This window comes from Pseudazoarcus sp. NS34 (assembly GCF_059703725.1).
Genome location: NZ_BAAKIZ010000004.1, coordinates 201,747 through 216,341, shown reverse-complemented (window position 1 = coordinate 216,341; position 14,595 = coordinate 201,747). Strand labels below are relative to the sequence as shown.

At 66.1% G+C, this 14,595-nt stretch carries 17 protein-coding genes and 1 other RNA gene; 3 read left to right on the top strand and 15 right to left on the bottom strand.

Annotated features, from left to right (window positions below; translation table 11 throughout):
• Positions 1-3 precede the first annotated feature (3 nt).
• The 15 genes from AC6H0N_RS14415 to lgt all read right to left on the bottom strand — a co-directional run bounded on the left by AC6H0N_RS14415 (position 4) and on the right by lgt (position 13,607).
• On the bottom strand, positions 4-801 hold the full coding sequence (locus AC6H0N_RS14415; RefSeq protein WP_497574819.1) for a DUF4198 domain-containing protein: 798 nt from the start codon (positions 799-801) through the stop codon (positions 4-6).
• Positions 802-824: 23 nt separating this feature from the next.
• Positions 825-1,325 (bottom strand): DUF2271 domain-containing protein, encoded by a 501-nt coding sequence (locus AC6H0N_RS14410; protein ID WP_497574818.1) that lies wholly within the window; start codon positions 1,323-1,325, stop codon positions 825-827.
• Positions 1,326-1,339: 14 nt separating this feature from the next.
• Positions 1,340-2,008, bottom strand: coding sequence for a PepSY-associated TM helix domain-containing protein (locus AC6H0N_RS14405; protein WP_497574817.1), 669 nt, complete (start codon positions 2,006-2,008; stop codon positions 1,340-1,342).
• A 41-nt stretch (positions 2,009-2,049) separates the two neighbouring features.
• Entirely contained in the window at positions 2,050-4,389 is a 2,340-nt protein-coding gene (locus tag AC6H0N_RS14400) for a TonB-dependent receptor domain-containing protein (RefSeq protein ID WP_497574816.1), read from the bottom strand.
• A 137-nt stretch (positions 4,390-4,526) separates the two neighbouring features.
• Positions 4,527-5,927, bottom strand: coding sequence for an efflux transporter outer membrane subunit (locus AC6H0N_RS14395; RefSeq protein WP_497574815.1), 1,401 nt, complete (start codon positions 5,925-5,927; stop codon positions 4,527-4,529).
• On the bottom strand, positions 5,924-7,894 hold the full coding sequence (locus tag AC6H0N_RS14390) for a MacB family efflux pump subunit (protein WP_497574814.1): 1,971 nt from the start codon (positions 7,892-7,894) through the stop codon (positions 5,924-5,926). Before AC6H0N_RS14390 ends, AC6H0N_RS14395 begins: the two co-directional genes overlap by 4 nt.
• On the bottom strand, positions 7,891-9,168 hold the full coding sequence (locus tag AC6H0N_RS14385) for an efflux RND transporter periplasmic adaptor subunit (RefSeq protein WP_497574813.1): 1,278 nt from the start codon (positions 9,166-9,168) through the stop codon (positions 7,891-7,893). Before AC6H0N_RS14385 ends, AC6H0N_RS14390 begins: the two co-directional genes overlap by 4 nt.
• Before the next feature lie 178 nt (positions 9,169-9,346).
• A complete protein-coding gene (locus tag AC6H0N_RS14380) occupies positions 9,347-9,763 on the bottom strand; it encodes an ExbD/TolR family protein (RefSeq protein WP_497574812.1) in 417 nt (138 codons plus the stop codon).
• The gene (locus AC6H0N_RS14375) at positions 9,763-10,524 is read right to left on the bottom strand and encodes a MotA/TolQ/ExbB proton channel family protein (protein WP_497574811.1); all 762 of its coding nucleotides are present in this window, start codon (positions 10,522-10,524) and stop codon (positions 9,763-9,765) included. The genes AC6H0N_RS14380 and AC6H0N_RS14375 overlap by 1 nt, the downstream gene beginning before the upstream one ends.
• 5 nt (positions 10,525-10,529) lie before the next feature.
• Positions 10,530-11,552: an energy transducer TonB gene (locus AC6H0N_RS14370; RefSeq protein WP_497574810.1), complete on the bottom strand. Its 1,023-nt coding sequence runs from the start codon at positions 11,550-11,552 to the stop codon at positions 10,530-10,532.
• Positions 11,549-11,674, bottom strand: coding sequence for a hypothetical protein (locus AC6H0N_RS14365; RefSeq protein ID WP_497574809.1), 126 nt, complete (start codon positions 11,672-11,674; stop codon positions 11,549-11,551). The genes AC6H0N_RS14370 and AC6H0N_RS14365 overlap by 4 nt, the downstream gene beginning before the upstream one ends.
• Positions 11,675-11,782: 108 nt before the next feature.
• The gene (gene bfr, locus AC6H0N_RS14360; protein WP_497574808.1) at positions 11,783-12,259 is read right to left on the bottom strand and encodes a bacterioferritin; all 477 of its coding nucleotides are present in this window, start codon (positions 12,257-12,259) and stop codon (positions 11,783-11,785) included.
• Complete coding sequence (locus tag AC6H0N_RS14355) at positions 12,256-12,492, bottom strand: (2Fe-2S)-binding protein (protein ID WP_497574807.1); 237 nt, start codon at positions 12,490-12,492, stop codon at positions 12,256-12,258. The genes bfr and AC6H0N_RS14355 overlap by 4 nt, the downstream gene beginning before the upstream one ends.
• A gap of 42 nt (positions 12,493-12,534) precedes the next feature.
• The gene (locus AC6H0N_RS14350; RefSeq protein ID WP_497574806.1) at positions 12,535-12,732 is read right to left on the bottom strand and encodes a hemin uptake protein HemP; all 198 of its coding nucleotides are present in this window, start codon (positions 12,730-12,732) and stop codon (positions 12,535-12,537) included.
• Between the two features lie 89 nt (positions 12,733-12,821).
• Complete coding sequence (lgt, locus tag AC6H0N_RS14345; RefSeq protein WP_497574805.1) at positions 12,822-13,607, bottom strand: prolipoprotein diacylglyceryl transferase; 786 nt, start codon at positions 13,605-13,607, stop codon at positions 12,822-12,824.
• Between the two features lie 159 nt (positions 13,608-13,766).
• On the opposite strand from lgt, the gene AC6H0N_RS14340 reads away from it, so the two are divergent.
• The 3 genes from AC6H0N_RS14340 to ssrS all read left to right on the top strand — a co-directional run bounded on the left by AC6H0N_RS14340 (position 13,767) and on the right by ssrS (position 14,487).
• Positions 13,767-13,985, top strand: coding sequence for a hypothetical protein (locus AC6H0N_RS14340; protein ID WP_497574804.1), 219 nt, complete (start codon positions 13,767-13,769; stop codon positions 13,983-13,985).
• On the top strand, positions 13,978-14,280 hold the full coding sequence (locus AC6H0N_RS14335) for a cell division protein ZapA (protein WP_497574803.1): 303 nt from the start codon (positions 13,978-13,980) through the stop codon (positions 14,278-14,280). The genes AC6H0N_RS14340 and AC6H0N_RS14335 overlap by 8 nt, the downstream gene beginning before the upstream one ends.
• A gap of 27 nt (positions 14,281-14,307) precedes the next feature.
• Positions 14,308-14,487, top strand: a non-coding RNA gene (gene ssrS, locus AC6H0N_RS14330) — 6S RNA.
• Positions 14,488-14,595: the final 108 nt, after the last annotated feature.

The following is a 14,595-nucleotide window of genomic DNA, read 5'->3' as shown; positions in this document are numbered from 1 at the left end:
GCCTCACTGCGGCAGCACTTCCAGCGTGGCGATGTAGGACGCGCGACGTTCGATATTGCCTTCTGCTGCGCCGCTGATCGAGGCGCTGAGGTAGTACATGCCGGCCTGCGGCCACTTCACCGTGATGCGGCCGTCGGCGTCGGCCTCCAGCTTGATCTCGTCGGGTGCGTTGCGATAGCGCATCGCGCCGGGAATGATGTGCACTTCGACGCCGACTGCGGGTTGGCCGTTGTAGTGGAACGCGAAGGTCGCCGCCTCTCCGGCGTAGAGGTCGTTGGGGTGGGTCACCGGCACCAGTTCCAGCCCTTCGCCGGTGAGCTGCGGAGCGGCCGGGCTACCGACCGTGACGAAGGTTTCGACCCGGCTGGCGACTTCACGCACGCTCAGTTCGGCGGCGTCTGCCGGCACCTTGCTTGCCAGTTCGGCACGCGTGCCACGCCAGCGTTTGGTCTCGGCGCCTTCCTTCCAGCTCGCCATGACGCCGGAACTGACCATCGCGATGCTGTAGGTGCCGGCAGCATTCAGGTTCACGTCGAACACCGAGCGCAGCTTGCCGGTCTGCACGTTCTCCGGCGTGACCTGGCTGCCGTCCGGCGTGGTGATCACCAGACTGTCGTTGATCTGCAGCGGACGATGGTTGAAGTAGAAGACTTCGTTCGACGAGGCTGCGTCGACGGTGATGTAACCGGCCTTCGACAGCACGGTGGAGGACGGCAGCAGCCAGCGCTCATGGGCGCCGGCCAGTGGCACGACGAGGGCCGAGGCGAGCGCGGCGAGGGCGATACGGGTGCGGAGTTTCATGGTGGGTGCTCCTTCAGGTTGAATCAGGGGATGAGCTCGATTGCGACGCGGCCGAGCTCGCGCTCGCCTTTGGCCGACTCGCGCTTCTGCGCGGTGGGCGGCCACTGCAGCGGCAGGGTGATGACCTCGCGACCGCCGTGTTCGCGCGAGGCTTCGACGACGAGCTGGTATTCGCCCTTGGCGAGCGTGCCCAACGGGGCCTGCCCGGCGCTGAAGGACAGCGTGTGCACGCCGGCGCCGCGCGTGGCCGAGGTCACACCGTCGATCGGCACCGGTGTGTCGCGGCCGATGCGCCGCCACCACTGGCGCAGATCCTTCAGCCAGGTCTTGCCTTCGTCGTTGCGCATGCGTCCGTCGTACCAGACGGCCAGATTGGCGGCGACGCTGTTGTCGGGGCGCTCCAGCCACACCGCGACATACGGGCGCGGCGACAGATCGGGCAGTTCGACCTCCACACGCAGGTCGGCGGCACTTACCAGACCAGGGACTGCGACGCACAGGGCGCACAGCAGGCTTCGTTTCATCGGGCGATTCCTTTTCAATGGATGAACAGCAGGATGAGCAGGGCGGGCAGCACTGCGCCCAAGGCCACCAGCGGCCACACGCTGGCGCGCTGACGGGCGTGCAGCGCAAGAATGAACAGGCCGGTCAGCGAGAACACCAGACAGGCCGCCGCGAAGATGTCGATGAACCAGCTCCAGACGGTGCCGGTGTTGCGGCCCTTGTGCAGGTCGTTCAGGTAAGCCACGGCGCCTCGGCTGGAGTGCTCGTACTCCACCTCACCGCTGTTGCGGTCGATGGCCAGCCAGGCATCGCCACCGGGGCGCGGCAGTGCCAGATAGACCTCGTCGGACGACCACTCGGCCGGCAGGGCCGGCACGTGGCGACCTAGTTCGGAGCCGAGCCAGCGCCGCACTTCGCGGGGCAATGGTGTTTCGTCGGCGTCGGCGCTTTCGAGCTGCACGAGCAGTTCGGCCGGCAGGGCGCGCGTCACGTTGCTGCGCTGCGGCGCGGATTCCAGACTGCCGGAGTGATTGAGCGTGAAGCCCGTAACGGCGAACAGCACCATGCCGACCAGACAGATGGCCGAGCTGATCCAGTGCCACTGCATGAGGTGGCGCATCCACCAGGCGCGGCGAGCCTGCTGGGACGGCGCGGCAGCGGAGGCACCTTGCATGGTTGTGGCCTGGCGTTTGGTTGTGATCATTCAGAAAACGGGAGCCGCCCGGAGGCGGCTCCCGTGAGGCTTCAGAAGCGGTAGTTGGCGGAAACCCAGAGGTTGCGGCGCGCGTCGACGTTGTTGTAGTCGTACTGCGTGGACCACGTTTCGCCGCCGCAACGGGAGGTGCATGGCACGACCTTGTAAGTCGTGAAATCCTCGTCGAGCAGGTTGTTGATGCGACCACTGAGGGTGAGGTTCTTGGTCAGCTGATAGACCGCACCGAGGTGGAAGATCTCGTAGCTCTTGTAGTACGCCGCCTTGTCGTTGATCTTGCCGCGGTAGCGTTTGGTGCGCGCTTCCATCGTCAGATACACGTTGAGGTCGGTACGCGGCTGCCAGTCGAGCGTGGCGTTGAGCATGTGCTTGGCGGTCTGGGTCAGCGGCATGCCCTTGTCCTCGCCGCTCTTCTGCTTGCTGTCGGTGTAGGTGTAATTGCCGCGCATCGCCCAGCGCTCGGCAATCTGCCAGCGGCCAGCCACTTCGATGCCCTTGATCACCGCCTTGTCGACGTTGATCTTCTGGTCGTAGCTGCTGTACCCCAGGTCGGAATAGTCGCCAAGGTTTACGCACGGGCGCACACCGCCGGTGGCCTCGCAGCTCTGCGTGGCTTCACCGGACATGATCTTGTCCTTGAAGTCGTTGTGGAACAGCGTGATGTTGAAGTTGTGGCGTGCCGGGTGGTCCCAGTACACGGCGACTTCCGTGTTGCGGCTCTTCTCGGGCTTGAGGTCGGGGTTGCCGGCGAAGGGCGAGGTGCCCTGGCCGCCGAAGCCGGTGATGCCGTCGTACAGGTCGGTGGTCTTGGGCGTCTTGTAGCCGGTGCTGATGCCGCCCTTGACCGTCCATTGCGGGTTCACGCGGTAGGTGCCGTAAAGGCGCGGCGAAACGTTGCTGCCGAACAGGTCGTGCTCGTCGTGGCGCACGCCGGCGGTGAGCGTGAAGTTGTCGGTCGGCATCCAGTTGTCTTCGATGAACAGCGACCACATCTTGTGTTCCTGCAGATCGCCGGGCGAGCCATCTTCCATGCCGAACACGTCGTCCTTCAATTCGCCGCGGATGATCTGTCCGCCGACCACCAGCAGGTGATCGCCGGCCAGGCCGCTGAGCGGAATGTCGAGGCGACCATCGAGGGTGTACTGGTTGCTCTGCAGCGTGCGTTTGCCGCGCGGCAGGAAAGTGCTCTCCGCGAGGGCGCGGCGCTCTGCCTCGTCCAGACCGGCATAGGCGCCGGTGCCGTCGTACATCTGCTGCAGCAATTGCCGCTCGGCCACAGTGAACGGCAGGGTGCGGCCCTTGTTGTCGGTCTCAATGTAGGACAGGGCGACGAAGCTGGTGCCGAAATCCCAATCGCCCTCATGGCTGAGCGACCACGCATTGCGCGTGAACTCCTGCTCGTCGGCGTACCCGGCGCGCGGCTGGACGATGCCGCCGGTATCCCGCCAGATGGTATCGATGCTGTCGACCGTGCCAAGCGGGAAGCTGTTGGTGTCGTAGGGCTTGTTGTCGTACTCCTGCTTGGAGGCGTCGTAGTCAAACGTGATGCGCTGGTTGTCGGTGGGCGTCAGGTGCAGGCTGAAGCCCAGCGCCTTGTTGGTGTTGTCGACCGTCCGACCGCCGCCGCCGAAGCCCAGCGAGGGCGAGTAGGGCGTGCCGTCCGGCGCGCGCGTGGCCTTGAGGTCGGGGCTGGAGGCTTCGCGGTCATACAGGCTGCCGCGTACGCTCATGGACAGCAGGCCGGGCTTGATCGGGCCGCGCAGGCTGAAGTCGGTGGTCGTGGCGTCGCCGAAGTCGCTTTCCTGCTGGAAGGTTCGTCCGTAGGTCACGGAGCCGGTCCATTCCTTGGCGTCCTTCTTGGTGATGATGTTGATGACACCGCCCAGCGCGTCAGCGCCGTACAGCGTGGAGCCCGGGCCGCGGATGACCTCGATGCGCTCGATGGCGTCGAGCGGCGGGACGTGGTTGAACTGGTTGCCACCGAAGTTGTTCGGGTAGATGTCGCCGTGGTTGTTCTGACGCTTGCCGTCGATCAGTACCAGCGTGTAGTCCGAACCCATGCCGCGCATGCTGATGGTGCGCTGACCGGTCTTGTCCGTGGTCTCGCCGACGTCCACACCTTCCAGTTCACGTACCGCGTCGACGAGCGAGGTGTAGGGCTTGCGCGCGAGTTCTTCCTTGCTGACGACCGAGATGCTCGCCGGCGCGTCGGTGATCTTCTGCTCGAAGCCGGTGGCGGTGACGACGACGTCGTCCAGGCGGGTGTCGGTGTCTTGCGCAAAGGCCAGCGGCGCCGCGAAGGCCAGGGCGAGCGCGCAGTGCAGAGGGCGCAGGGAAGCGGCGAAGCAAGCGCTCCGCAGGGGACGAGCCATGGTGGAACTCCAGTCAGGGATGGGGCGATGGCTGGCTGACTGGATTGCGCCACGGTGGCACGTACAGGTGGCTGGCTACGAATCACGTAATGATAATGACTCGCATTAAAGTTTGCAACAATTGTGGCGGATTTGACTCACTGAGCGGCGGCGCCCGGGCGCCAGCCGCCGCCCAGCGCCTTGTAAAGATCGGTGGTGGCGGTCAGGCGCGCGAGGCGCTGTTGAGCCAACTGGTCCTGCGCCTGGAATAGCGTGCGCTGGGCGTCGAGTACGGCGGCGAGGTCGTCCGCACCTTCGCGGTAGCGCAACTCGGACAGGCGCAGGCTGCGTTGCGCCTCATCGAGAATGGCGCGCTGCGACTGCTCCAGCTCGTTGGCGCGGGCGACGTTGCCGAGTGCATCCTCGACTTCCTTGAGGGCGGTCAGCACGTTCTCTCGATAGCTTTCGATCAGTTCGCGCTGACGCGAGCGCGCGGTGTCGACCTGTGCGCGCAGACGCCCGCCGTCGAACAAGGTCTGCGCCAGGGCAGCGGCGATGGAGGTGCTGCGTGTGGGATCGGCCAGCGACAGCAGGGCGGCGCTGGCGAGTCCGCCCGAGCCGGTCAGCTGTACGCTCGGCAGCAAAGCCGCGCGCGCTGCCGCGACGTTGGCGTCGGCCGCGGCCAGGCGTGCTTCGGCAGCGGCAATGTCGGGGCGGCGTACCAGCAGATCGGACGGCAGTCCGGCCGCCACGGCCGGTACCGACAGCGCTGCCAGCGCGCCCTCGGGCGATTCGAACTCCTGCGGGAAGCGTCCGGCGAGCAGCGCCAGGGCCGAGCGCGCCTGGCGCAGCTGCACTTCGAGCGGCGTGATGGTGGCACGCTGCGACAGCACCGTGGTGCGCTGGCGCGATACATCCAGCGCCGAGGCCGCGCCGTTGCGGTAGCGCGCCTCGACCAGCGAGAGCAGGCGTTCGGCGATGGCGAGGTTTTCACGCGCAATGGCCAGGCGTTCGGCCAGGGCGAGGGTCTGGAACCACGTGGATGCGACGTTGGCGTCCAGGCTCAGGCGCACGCCGTCGAGGTCGAAGCGGCTCGCCGCGAGGCTGGCCGAGGCCGCATCCACGCCGGCGGCGAGACGCCCCCACAGATCCACTTCCCACGAGATCGACAGGCTGGCCGAGGTGGCCTCGGTGGAGCTTGTAGATGCGCCGTCGGGCCGGCTGCTGCGCTCGCTGGTGTTGGCGCCCAGACTCACGCCGGGCAGGCGCGAGGCGCCGGTTGTGCGCAAGGCCAGCTCGGCCTGCACGACGCGTTCGGTGGCGATCGCGAGGCCCGGATTGTTGCTGCGTGCATCGCGCACCAAAGTATCGAGTGCGGTGGCGTCGAAGGCCTGCCACCACTGGGCGTCGACAGCGGCCATGCTTGGGTCGGCGGCTTCGTTCCAGTTCGTCGGCAGCGCGTAGTCGGGGCGTGACGAAGGTTCGGTGATGGCGCAGCCGGCCAGTACCAGCGCGGCAAGGGTCGGCAGCAGAAGTCGGGCGGATAGGGTGTTTTTCATTCGGAAGCGAGCGCGGTGACAGGGTCCAGGCGCGCGGCCTTGCGCGCCGGCAGGAAGCCGAAGATCAGGCCGGTGGCGAAAGCGCAGCCGAAGGCCAGCACTACCGGGGCGACGGAATACACCACCGGCGTACCGAGCCATTCGATCAGCGCCGTGGTGCCCAGCCCGGCACCGACGCCGATCAGGCCGCCAAGCGCGGACACGGTCAGCGCTTCGATCAGGAACTGCTGGAGGATGTTGCGCGTGCGCGCGCCGGTGGCCATGCGGATGCCGATCTCACGCGTGCGCTCGGTGACCGACACCAGCATGATGTTCATCACGCCGATGCCGCCGACCAGCAGCGAGATGGCGGCAATCGAGCCGAGCAGGATGGTCATGGTGTTCTGCGTGGCCGACACGCTCTCGATGATCGAGGCCATGTTGCGGATGTTGAAGTCTTCCAGGCCGTGGCGTGCCAGTAACTCTTCCTGCACGCGCTGTTGCACGGTGTCGACGTCATGGCCGCTTTCGACGGCGACGGTGATCGAACGCAGATAACGCTGGCCGAACAGGCGCAGGCTGCCGGTGGTCCAGGGTACGAAGATGATGTCGTCCTGGTCGCGGCCCCAGCCGGTCGCCCCCATCGGCGCCATGACGCCGACGATCTGGAACATGACGTTGTTGATCACCACGTATTCGCCGACTGGTGAGCGCGTGCCGAACAGCGCGTTGGCCACGGTCTTTCCCAGCACGGCAACGGTGGCGTAGCGGGCGTCGTCCTCGGCGCTGAAGAAGCTGCCTTCGGCCACCTCCCAGGTGCGCGCGACCACGAAGTCGGCCGAGGTGGCGCTGGCGGTGGTGCGATGGTCGGCATTGCCGTAGCGGATGGTGACGCTGCCTTCTTGCTCTGGAACTGAGGCGAGCACGCCGGGCAGTTCGCCGACGGCGCGCATGTCTTCCAGCGTAAGCGTGGCGGTGACGTCGCGGCCGCGCTGGTTGGGGGTGCCCGGGCGCACCGTGAGCAGGTTCGAGCCCATTGCGCTGATGCGGTCGATGACTTCCTGCTTGGCGCCGTCGCCGATGGCCAGCATGGTGATCACCGAGGCTACGCCGATGACGATGCCGAGCAGCGTCAGGATGGTGCGGAAGACGTTGGCGCGCAGCGCCCGCACGGCGGTCAGTGTGGCTTCAAGCAATTCACCGAGCGGCGAGCTGCGGTCGACATGGGGTTCAAAGGCCACCGGCACGGCAGGCCGCTGCGGGCCCGGATCGGACACGATGCGGCCGTCGCTGATCTCGATGATGCGGTCGGCGTGTGCCGCCACCTCGCGATCGTGCGTGATCAGGATGACCGTGTGACCCTTGGCCGAGAGCTCGCGGATGAGCTGCATCACGTCGGCGCTGCTGCGCGTGTCGAGCGCGCCGGTGGGTTCGTCGGCGAGGATGATGCGGCCGCCGTTCATCAGCGCGCGGGCGATCGACACGCGTTGCTGCTGGCCGCCGGAGAGCTGGCTGGGGCGGTGATGGCTGCGCTCGGCCAGACCGAGGTCGCCCAACAAGGTGGAGGCGCGGGCGTGGCGCTCGGCCGGCGGCGTGCCGGCGTAGATGGCCGGCACTTCGACGTTCTCGGTGGCGGTGGCCGAGCCGATCAGGTTGTAGCTCTGAAACACGAAGCCGAAGTCTTCGCGCCGCAGGCGGGCCAGTTCGTCGCGATCGAGCTGCGATACGTCCTGCCCCATGAAGCGGTATTCGCCGCTGCTCGGGCGATCGAGGCAGCCGAGGATGTTCATCAGCGTCGACTTGCCCGAGCCCGAGGCGCCGATGATGGCGACAAACTCGCCGGCGTGGATGGCCAGATCGATGCCGTGCAGCACGCGCGTCTCGATCTCGCCGTTGTAGTAGGTGCGCGTGATGCCACGCAGGTCGATCAACGGCGTGCCGTCGGTGCCGCTGGCGGCGTGCGTGTCCAGATGGGCTTCGGCCTTCATCGCGGCGGCATGGCGGGGTTGCGCGCGCCGGCGGTGCGGGCGCTGACCACCACGCGTTCGCCGGCTTCAAGGCCGGAGACGATCTGTGCCGCGATGCGGCTGGTGAGGCCGACCTGCACCTCGCGTTCGCTGATCGTGCCGTTGTCGCCGACCACACGTACCGTGGCCTTGCGCGCCGGCGGGCCGCGGCGCTCACCGCCGTCGGCCGGGGCGTCGGCTGTGTGCGCAGGCCGATCAGCACGCGGCGTGCCGTCACCGTTGCCGCGCGCAGGGCGCTGGCCAGTCGGGCGCGAGCTCAGGCCCGAGATGGCGGCGAGAGGCACGCTCAGTGTGTCCTCGGCGCGTGCGACGACGAAGAACACCTGCGCAGTCATTTGCGTCATCAGCCGGCGGTCGGCGTTGGGGACGTCGAACAGCGCGTTGTAGAGCACGACGTTGTTGGTCACCGTCGGCGTCGGGTCGATACGGCGCAGCTTGCCTTCCCAGCGTTGGCCGTTGGCACCCAGCGTGGTGAACCACACGTCCATGCCCAGGCGCAGGCGTCCCACGTCGGCTTCGGAAACCTGCGTCTCGACGGTCATCGTCGACAGGTCGGCGATGCGCAGGATGGTCGGGGCGGACTGGTTGGCGTTGAGCGTCTGCCCCTGGCGTGCGCTGATCGACACGACGGTGCCGTCCATCGGGGCGGCAATGCGGGTGTACTCGAGGTTGGCTTCGTCGGCACGCAGACTGGCCTCGGTCTGGTCGATCTGCGCTTCAAGCGCTTCGATCTGCGCCCGGGCTGCGAGCAGGCCGGCTTCGGCCGTCTGCAGGGCATCGCGTGTGGTGGCGTCCTCGGCCATCAGGTTGCGCTGGCGACGGGTCTGCAATTCGGACAGCTGCAGGTTGGCCTGGCGTTCGAGCAGCTGGGCGCGCTGGCTGCGCAGTTGCGCGCGGGTGGCGTCTACCCGGCTGGCCAGCACGCGCGCGTCGATCTGCGCCAGCAGATCGCCGTCCGAGACTTCACTGCCGACTTCGACGTGGATGTGATTGAGCAGGCCGGAAACCTGCGCGCCGACGTCGACATAGTCGCGTGGCTGCAAGGTGCCGGTGGCGGTGACGATGTCTTCCAGCGTGCCGCGCTGAACGGTTGTCACCACCAGCCCCGGGTTTGCGTCGCCGCTGCTGAAGAGTGCGCCGCGGGCAAACCACAGGCCGGCGGCAAGCGCGATGGCCAGCGTACAGACAGCGGCGATGAGTCGGGGCGAGCGCGAGCGGGGCGGGGTGGCGGTCATGTCGTCGATGCTTGTGAATGGGCGGAGAGGTGGCTACAGAGACAAGCTTACGACGCTGTGCGTTCGCGCTTTGTATCGTAGTGAAGCATGCCGCGTGCAATGCGCTGCGGACGAAAGGAAACGGCGCTCCGATCGGGAGCGCCGTGCTTGCAGTTCGCCATCGTGGAAACGGGCGTGCCTAGCGTTGCGGCACAGTGATGAAGCCCATCTTGGCGATGCCGGCGTTGCGCGCTTCGGCCATGATCGTGGCCAGCACTTCGTAACGCGTGTCGCGGTCGGCACGCAGGTGCAGCTCGGGCTGGGGATCCTGCTTTGCGGCTTCGTCCAGCCGTGCGGGGATCTCGCTGCGCTCCACCGGCTGATCGTTCCAGTACAGCTTGCCGTCGCCGTCCATGGCCAGCGTGACCGTTTCGGGCTTCTGGTTCGTCGCCTGGCTGGACGCCTTCGGCAGGTCGATCTTGACCGAGTGCGTCAGCAGCGGGGCGGTGATCATGAACACGATGAGCAGGACCAGCATCACGTCGATGAGCGGGACCATGTTGATTTCGCTCATCTGCGGCGTGCCGCCCTGCTGATTGAATCCACCGAAAGCCATTACGCCGCTCCCTGATTGGCCGCGCGCAGTTCGGCCGCCGCAGGTTTGCGGGCGCGGGCGTTCTGCGCGCCGCTGGCCAGTCGCGAACCGGTGCAGAACCAGGCGTGCAGGTCGTGCGCGAAAGCGTCGAGCTCGTTCAGCTCAAGCCGGTTGGCGCGGTTGAAGGCGTTGTAGGCGAGCACCGCCGGAATCGCGACGAAGAGGCCGAAGGCGGTCATGATCAGCGCCTCGCCCACCGGGCCGGCAACGGCGTCGAGGGTGGCGACACCGGAAGTGCTGATGCCGATCAGCGCGCCATAAATGCCCCACACCGTGCCGAACAGGCCGACGAAGGGCGCGGTGGAGCCGATCGAGGCCAGCACTGTCAGGCCGGATTCAAGTTTGGCCGTGGAAATGGCGATGGACTTGCGCAGCGCGCGCGTCACGAACTCGTCGGCATCCAGCCGGCCGCCGAGGGTTTCGGAGGCAGAGTGATTGCGCAGATGCTCGGTTGCCGCCATGCCCTGACGGGCCAGCGCCTCGAAGGGCGAATCGGGCGCGGCGTGCGACAGTCGCTCCAGCCCCTCGCCGAGGCTGGCTGCCTTCCAGAACGATTCGACCGCGCCTTCGTGACTGCGCGCCCGCAGCTGGCGCATCGAGCGCAGCACGATGAGATACCAGCTCGCCACCGACATCACGACCAGCGTGAAGGCGACCAGCTTGATGACGATGTCGGACTGCGCCCACAAATGGGCCAGGCCGAAGGTTTCATTCGGGGTCATGAACGTTATCCCTCTAGTTTGAATACGACGGGTACGAGTACCCAGGAAGCGACGTTGCGCTCACCTTGTTTGGCCGGCACGAAGCGCCAGCGTGCCACGGAACTGCTGGCGGCACGATCGAGGCGCGGCGAGCCCGAGCTTTCCGAGATCTCGACCTTGTCTGCCCGCCCATCGGGGCTGACGAAGACGCGCAGCATGACCTTTCCTTCTTCGCGCATGCGCTTGGAAAGCGAGGGGTAGCTTACCTGCGGGTTGTTCAGGTAAGCCGCATCAAAGCGTGGCTCGATAACCGGCTGACTCGAGACCGCCGGCTGGCTGCGCGGCGCGGCGCTGACCGAAGCAACGGGCGCTGGCGGTGCAGGTGGGCTGGCCGGCGGCGGAGGCAGCGGCCGAGCTTCGGGCTTGGCTCGCGGCGCGGGCTCCGGCGGGGGCGGCGGCTTGGGTTTTGGTTCGGGCTTTGGCTCGGGTTTCGGCTCGGGTTTCGGCTCGGGTTTCGGCTCGGGTTTCGGCTCGGGTTTCGGCTCGGGTTTCGGCTCGGGTTTCGGCTCAGGCTTCGGCTCAGGCTTCGGCTCAGGCTTCGGCTCAGGCTTCGGCTCGGGTTCCGGGAGAGGCTCAGGTTCGGGGAGAGGCTCCGGGACCGGCTCAGGTTCCGGTTCCGGCTCAGGTTCCGGTTCGGGGAGAGGGTCTGGGACCGGTTCGGGTTCAGGGGTTGGTTCCGGCGGGGGCGGCTCGGGCACGGGCTCGGGCTCAGGCGGCGGAGGTTCCGGCTGTGGCTGCGGTGCGGGTTGCGGCTCCGGTTGCTGAACGGGTTCAGCCGGAGCGGGCTGGGGCGTCGGCTCGGATTGTTCGACGGTGACGACGTCGTCCACCAGCGATACGACAAACACGGGTTCGGGGAGCAGCTCCGGGCGCTGCTGGACGTGCGTGAGCGCGAACAGCCCGCTGGCGTGAGCAATGATCACGGCAGTCAGCAACACGCGGCGCTCGCCGTTGGAGCCCGCAAAGCGGGAAATCGGCCCCGAGTTCATCGCAGCATCAGATCAAGCAGTACGGCCAGCAGCGCCACGAAGACGAGGGTGCGCAAGGGCGCAAAAGCCCGTCGGCGGACGTTGTGCTGCGGAGGGGAATCCGAGGCCGATGATTGGTACATGTTTCCAGTTCGCGTTGGGGACTCGCTGGCTGGCTCGTTCCGTGCGAGAACTGGCTGGCTGGAGTTTCGGAAGACGGCGCCGCGCCCGGCGCGACGCCGGGGACAGAATCAGCTGCCAGCTTCCATCTGTGATTGCAGGTAGTTCTGCAGGCCGACCTGTTCGACCAGGCTGATCTGCGTTTCGAGGTAGTCGATGTGTTCCTCGGTGTCCTCGAGAATGTGTTCAAACAGTTCCCGCGACACGTAGTCCTTACAGGACTCACAGTAGGCAACGGCGTCGATCAGGTGGGTCCGACCGCCGGTTTCGAGCTTCAGATCGCCGGCCAGACACTCAGGCACATTCTCGCCGATCAGCAGCTTGTCGAGGTTCTGCAGGTTGGGCAGGCCGTCGAGGAACAGGATGCGTTCGATGAGCATGTCGGCATGCTTCATTTCCTCGATGGATTCGTCGTACTCGTGCTTGCCGAGCTTGGCGAGCCCCCAGTTCTTGTACATGCGGGCATGCAGAAAGTACTGGTTGATTGCAGTCAGCTCAATGGTGAGTTGACGGTTCAGATGCTGAATGACTTTCTTGTCGCCTTTCATGATGCCTCCAGGGCAAAAGCGACGCTGCCGGCGCAGGCCGGCACGGGGTTCCATGAGCGGTCTGCGCGATTTTCGAGCGCGGTGGCGAGGCAGCGCCGCGCGGATTCCGCGCAGCATGCACAATCGGCGGCCACCCCAAGCTGTTGACGCAGGTCGCGCATGCGGCAAGCGCCTTGCTCGACTGCGTGCTCAATTTGCTTCTCGGTAACCGCGTTGCAGATGCAAATGTACATCCCGGAGGCTCTCAATGAAACCGCGTGTCCGGCTGGACCCGCTTATTTGGTGAGGATCAGTTTTCCGGCACGCGTCGCGCGCAGGACGTAGCGTGTGCCAAGGTGGTCGATGGCGATGCATGAGCTGCCCTGCAGCAGTGCCGCGCTCGACAGTGCTTCGGCCTGCAGCGCCGCGTCGGTCGGCGGCAGTGCGGCGTGGGCAGTGCGATCAGGGCAGTCGGTGGAGGGGCTGTTATGCATGATGAAACTAACGCAAATGAAAACAATTCGTATTTAACAGCCAAAGCGGGGTTCGGGTCAAGCAGGAATCGTTCGGACAGGTTGGAAACTCAGTGCTTGCGGCGGGTGCTCAGCAGCCAGATGCCGATGGCGATCATGGGAATGCACAACCATTGCGCCGTGGACAGCCCCAACGACAAGGTGCCGAAGATGCCCGGATCGGGCGTGCGGAAGAACTCCGCGAGAAAACGCAGGCTGCCGTAACCGATCAGGAAGACTGCAGACACTGCGCCCAGCGCGCGCGGCTTGGCAGCGTACAGCCACAGCAGGACAAACAGCACTACGCCCTCGCCAGCCGCCTGATACAGCTGAGAGGGGTGACGCGGCAGATCGTCGACCCACGGAAAGATCATCGCCCAAGGCAGATCAGACGAGGCTACGCGGCCCCAAAGCTCGCCGTTGATGAAGTTGCCGATGCGCCCGAGCGCGAGGCCGAGCGGCACCAGTGGGGCGATGAAGTCGGTGACCTGCCAGAAGCCGCGGCCTTGCGCGCGGCCGTACCACCACATCGCCACCAGCACGCCGAGGAAGCCGCCGTGGAAACTCATGCCGCCCTTCCAGATCATGAAGATCTCGAGCGGGTTGGCCAGGTAGTACGCCGGCTGGAAGAACAGCACCTCGCCCAGGCGGCCGCCGGCAATCACGCCGAGCATGCCGTAGAACAGCAGGTCGTCGATCTGCTTGCCATCCCAGCCCAGCTCGGGCCGACGCCGCGCGTGTACCCGCCCCAGCATCATGAACAGCGCAAAGGCCAGCAGATACATCACGCCGTACCAGTGGATGGACAGAGGGCCGAGCGACAGTGCGACGGGGTCGGGCTGAGGATGGACGAGCATCTGGCTGGTTCCGAAAGGCGTGTGGTCGCTCGTGCGGGCGGTCTGCTGCGTCCAACAGGGCGCGCTTCGAGCTCGGCATGTGCGGCGAAGAGACAGCTTGGACGGGCGGCGAGCGGCAATCCATCGGCATTCTTGACCGTGCCGAGGGCGGACACTACCATGCCGCGCATGGATGCCGAAATCGCCCGTCTTGAAGAGCAACTCGACAAGCTCATAACGCTGTACGAAGCGGGGCGTTCGGATCTTCGCACGGAGCGTTCCCGCGGCGTCGAACTGGAAGCCGAGAACAAGGCCTTGCGAGACCGCCTGCGTGGCGCGACGGAGCGGCTGGAAGCCATCCTCGGACGCTTGCCGCAGACGGAGGCCGACGATGCCTGACAACGCCATCGACATCAATCTGAATGGCCGCGAGTACCACGTGGCCTGCCCCCCGGAAGAGCGCCAGGCGCTGATCGATGCTGCTGCTTATCTCGACGAGCAGTTGCGCAAGCTGGCCGCAAAAACCGGAGCCGCGGGTGAAAAGCTGGCGGTCATGACGGCCCTCAATATCACCCACGAATTCCTCGCGTTTCAGCGCTCCGGCGGGTTTGACATGCCCGACTTGAAGCGTAGAATCGGGGCCATCACAGCCCGCCTCGACGAGGCGATCGACAGCCAGGAACGACTGTTCTGACGCACTGTCGAGGCGTGTAACCGGTTCAATCCCCTGCCGTGTTCGTTGAAGTCGTAGTTCCTTGAACCAATGCTTGCGAGCATGGTTGCCGAATACTTAACCGCTGGTGTGCAAGCCCCCTTGAGGGGAAGCCTGATGCGGAAGTCAGGCGACCGCCCTGAACCCCCGGTTCAGGATATCGATGGAGACGGCACAGGCGGGGGGCCAGATGCTTGAAAGGCGCGCAGAATCTGCGCGCCTTTTTGCATTTTGACGCGAGGCTCGGGGCGCTGGAAGGGCGGTGCTTTGCCCCTATAATGGCCGGACAACCTGACG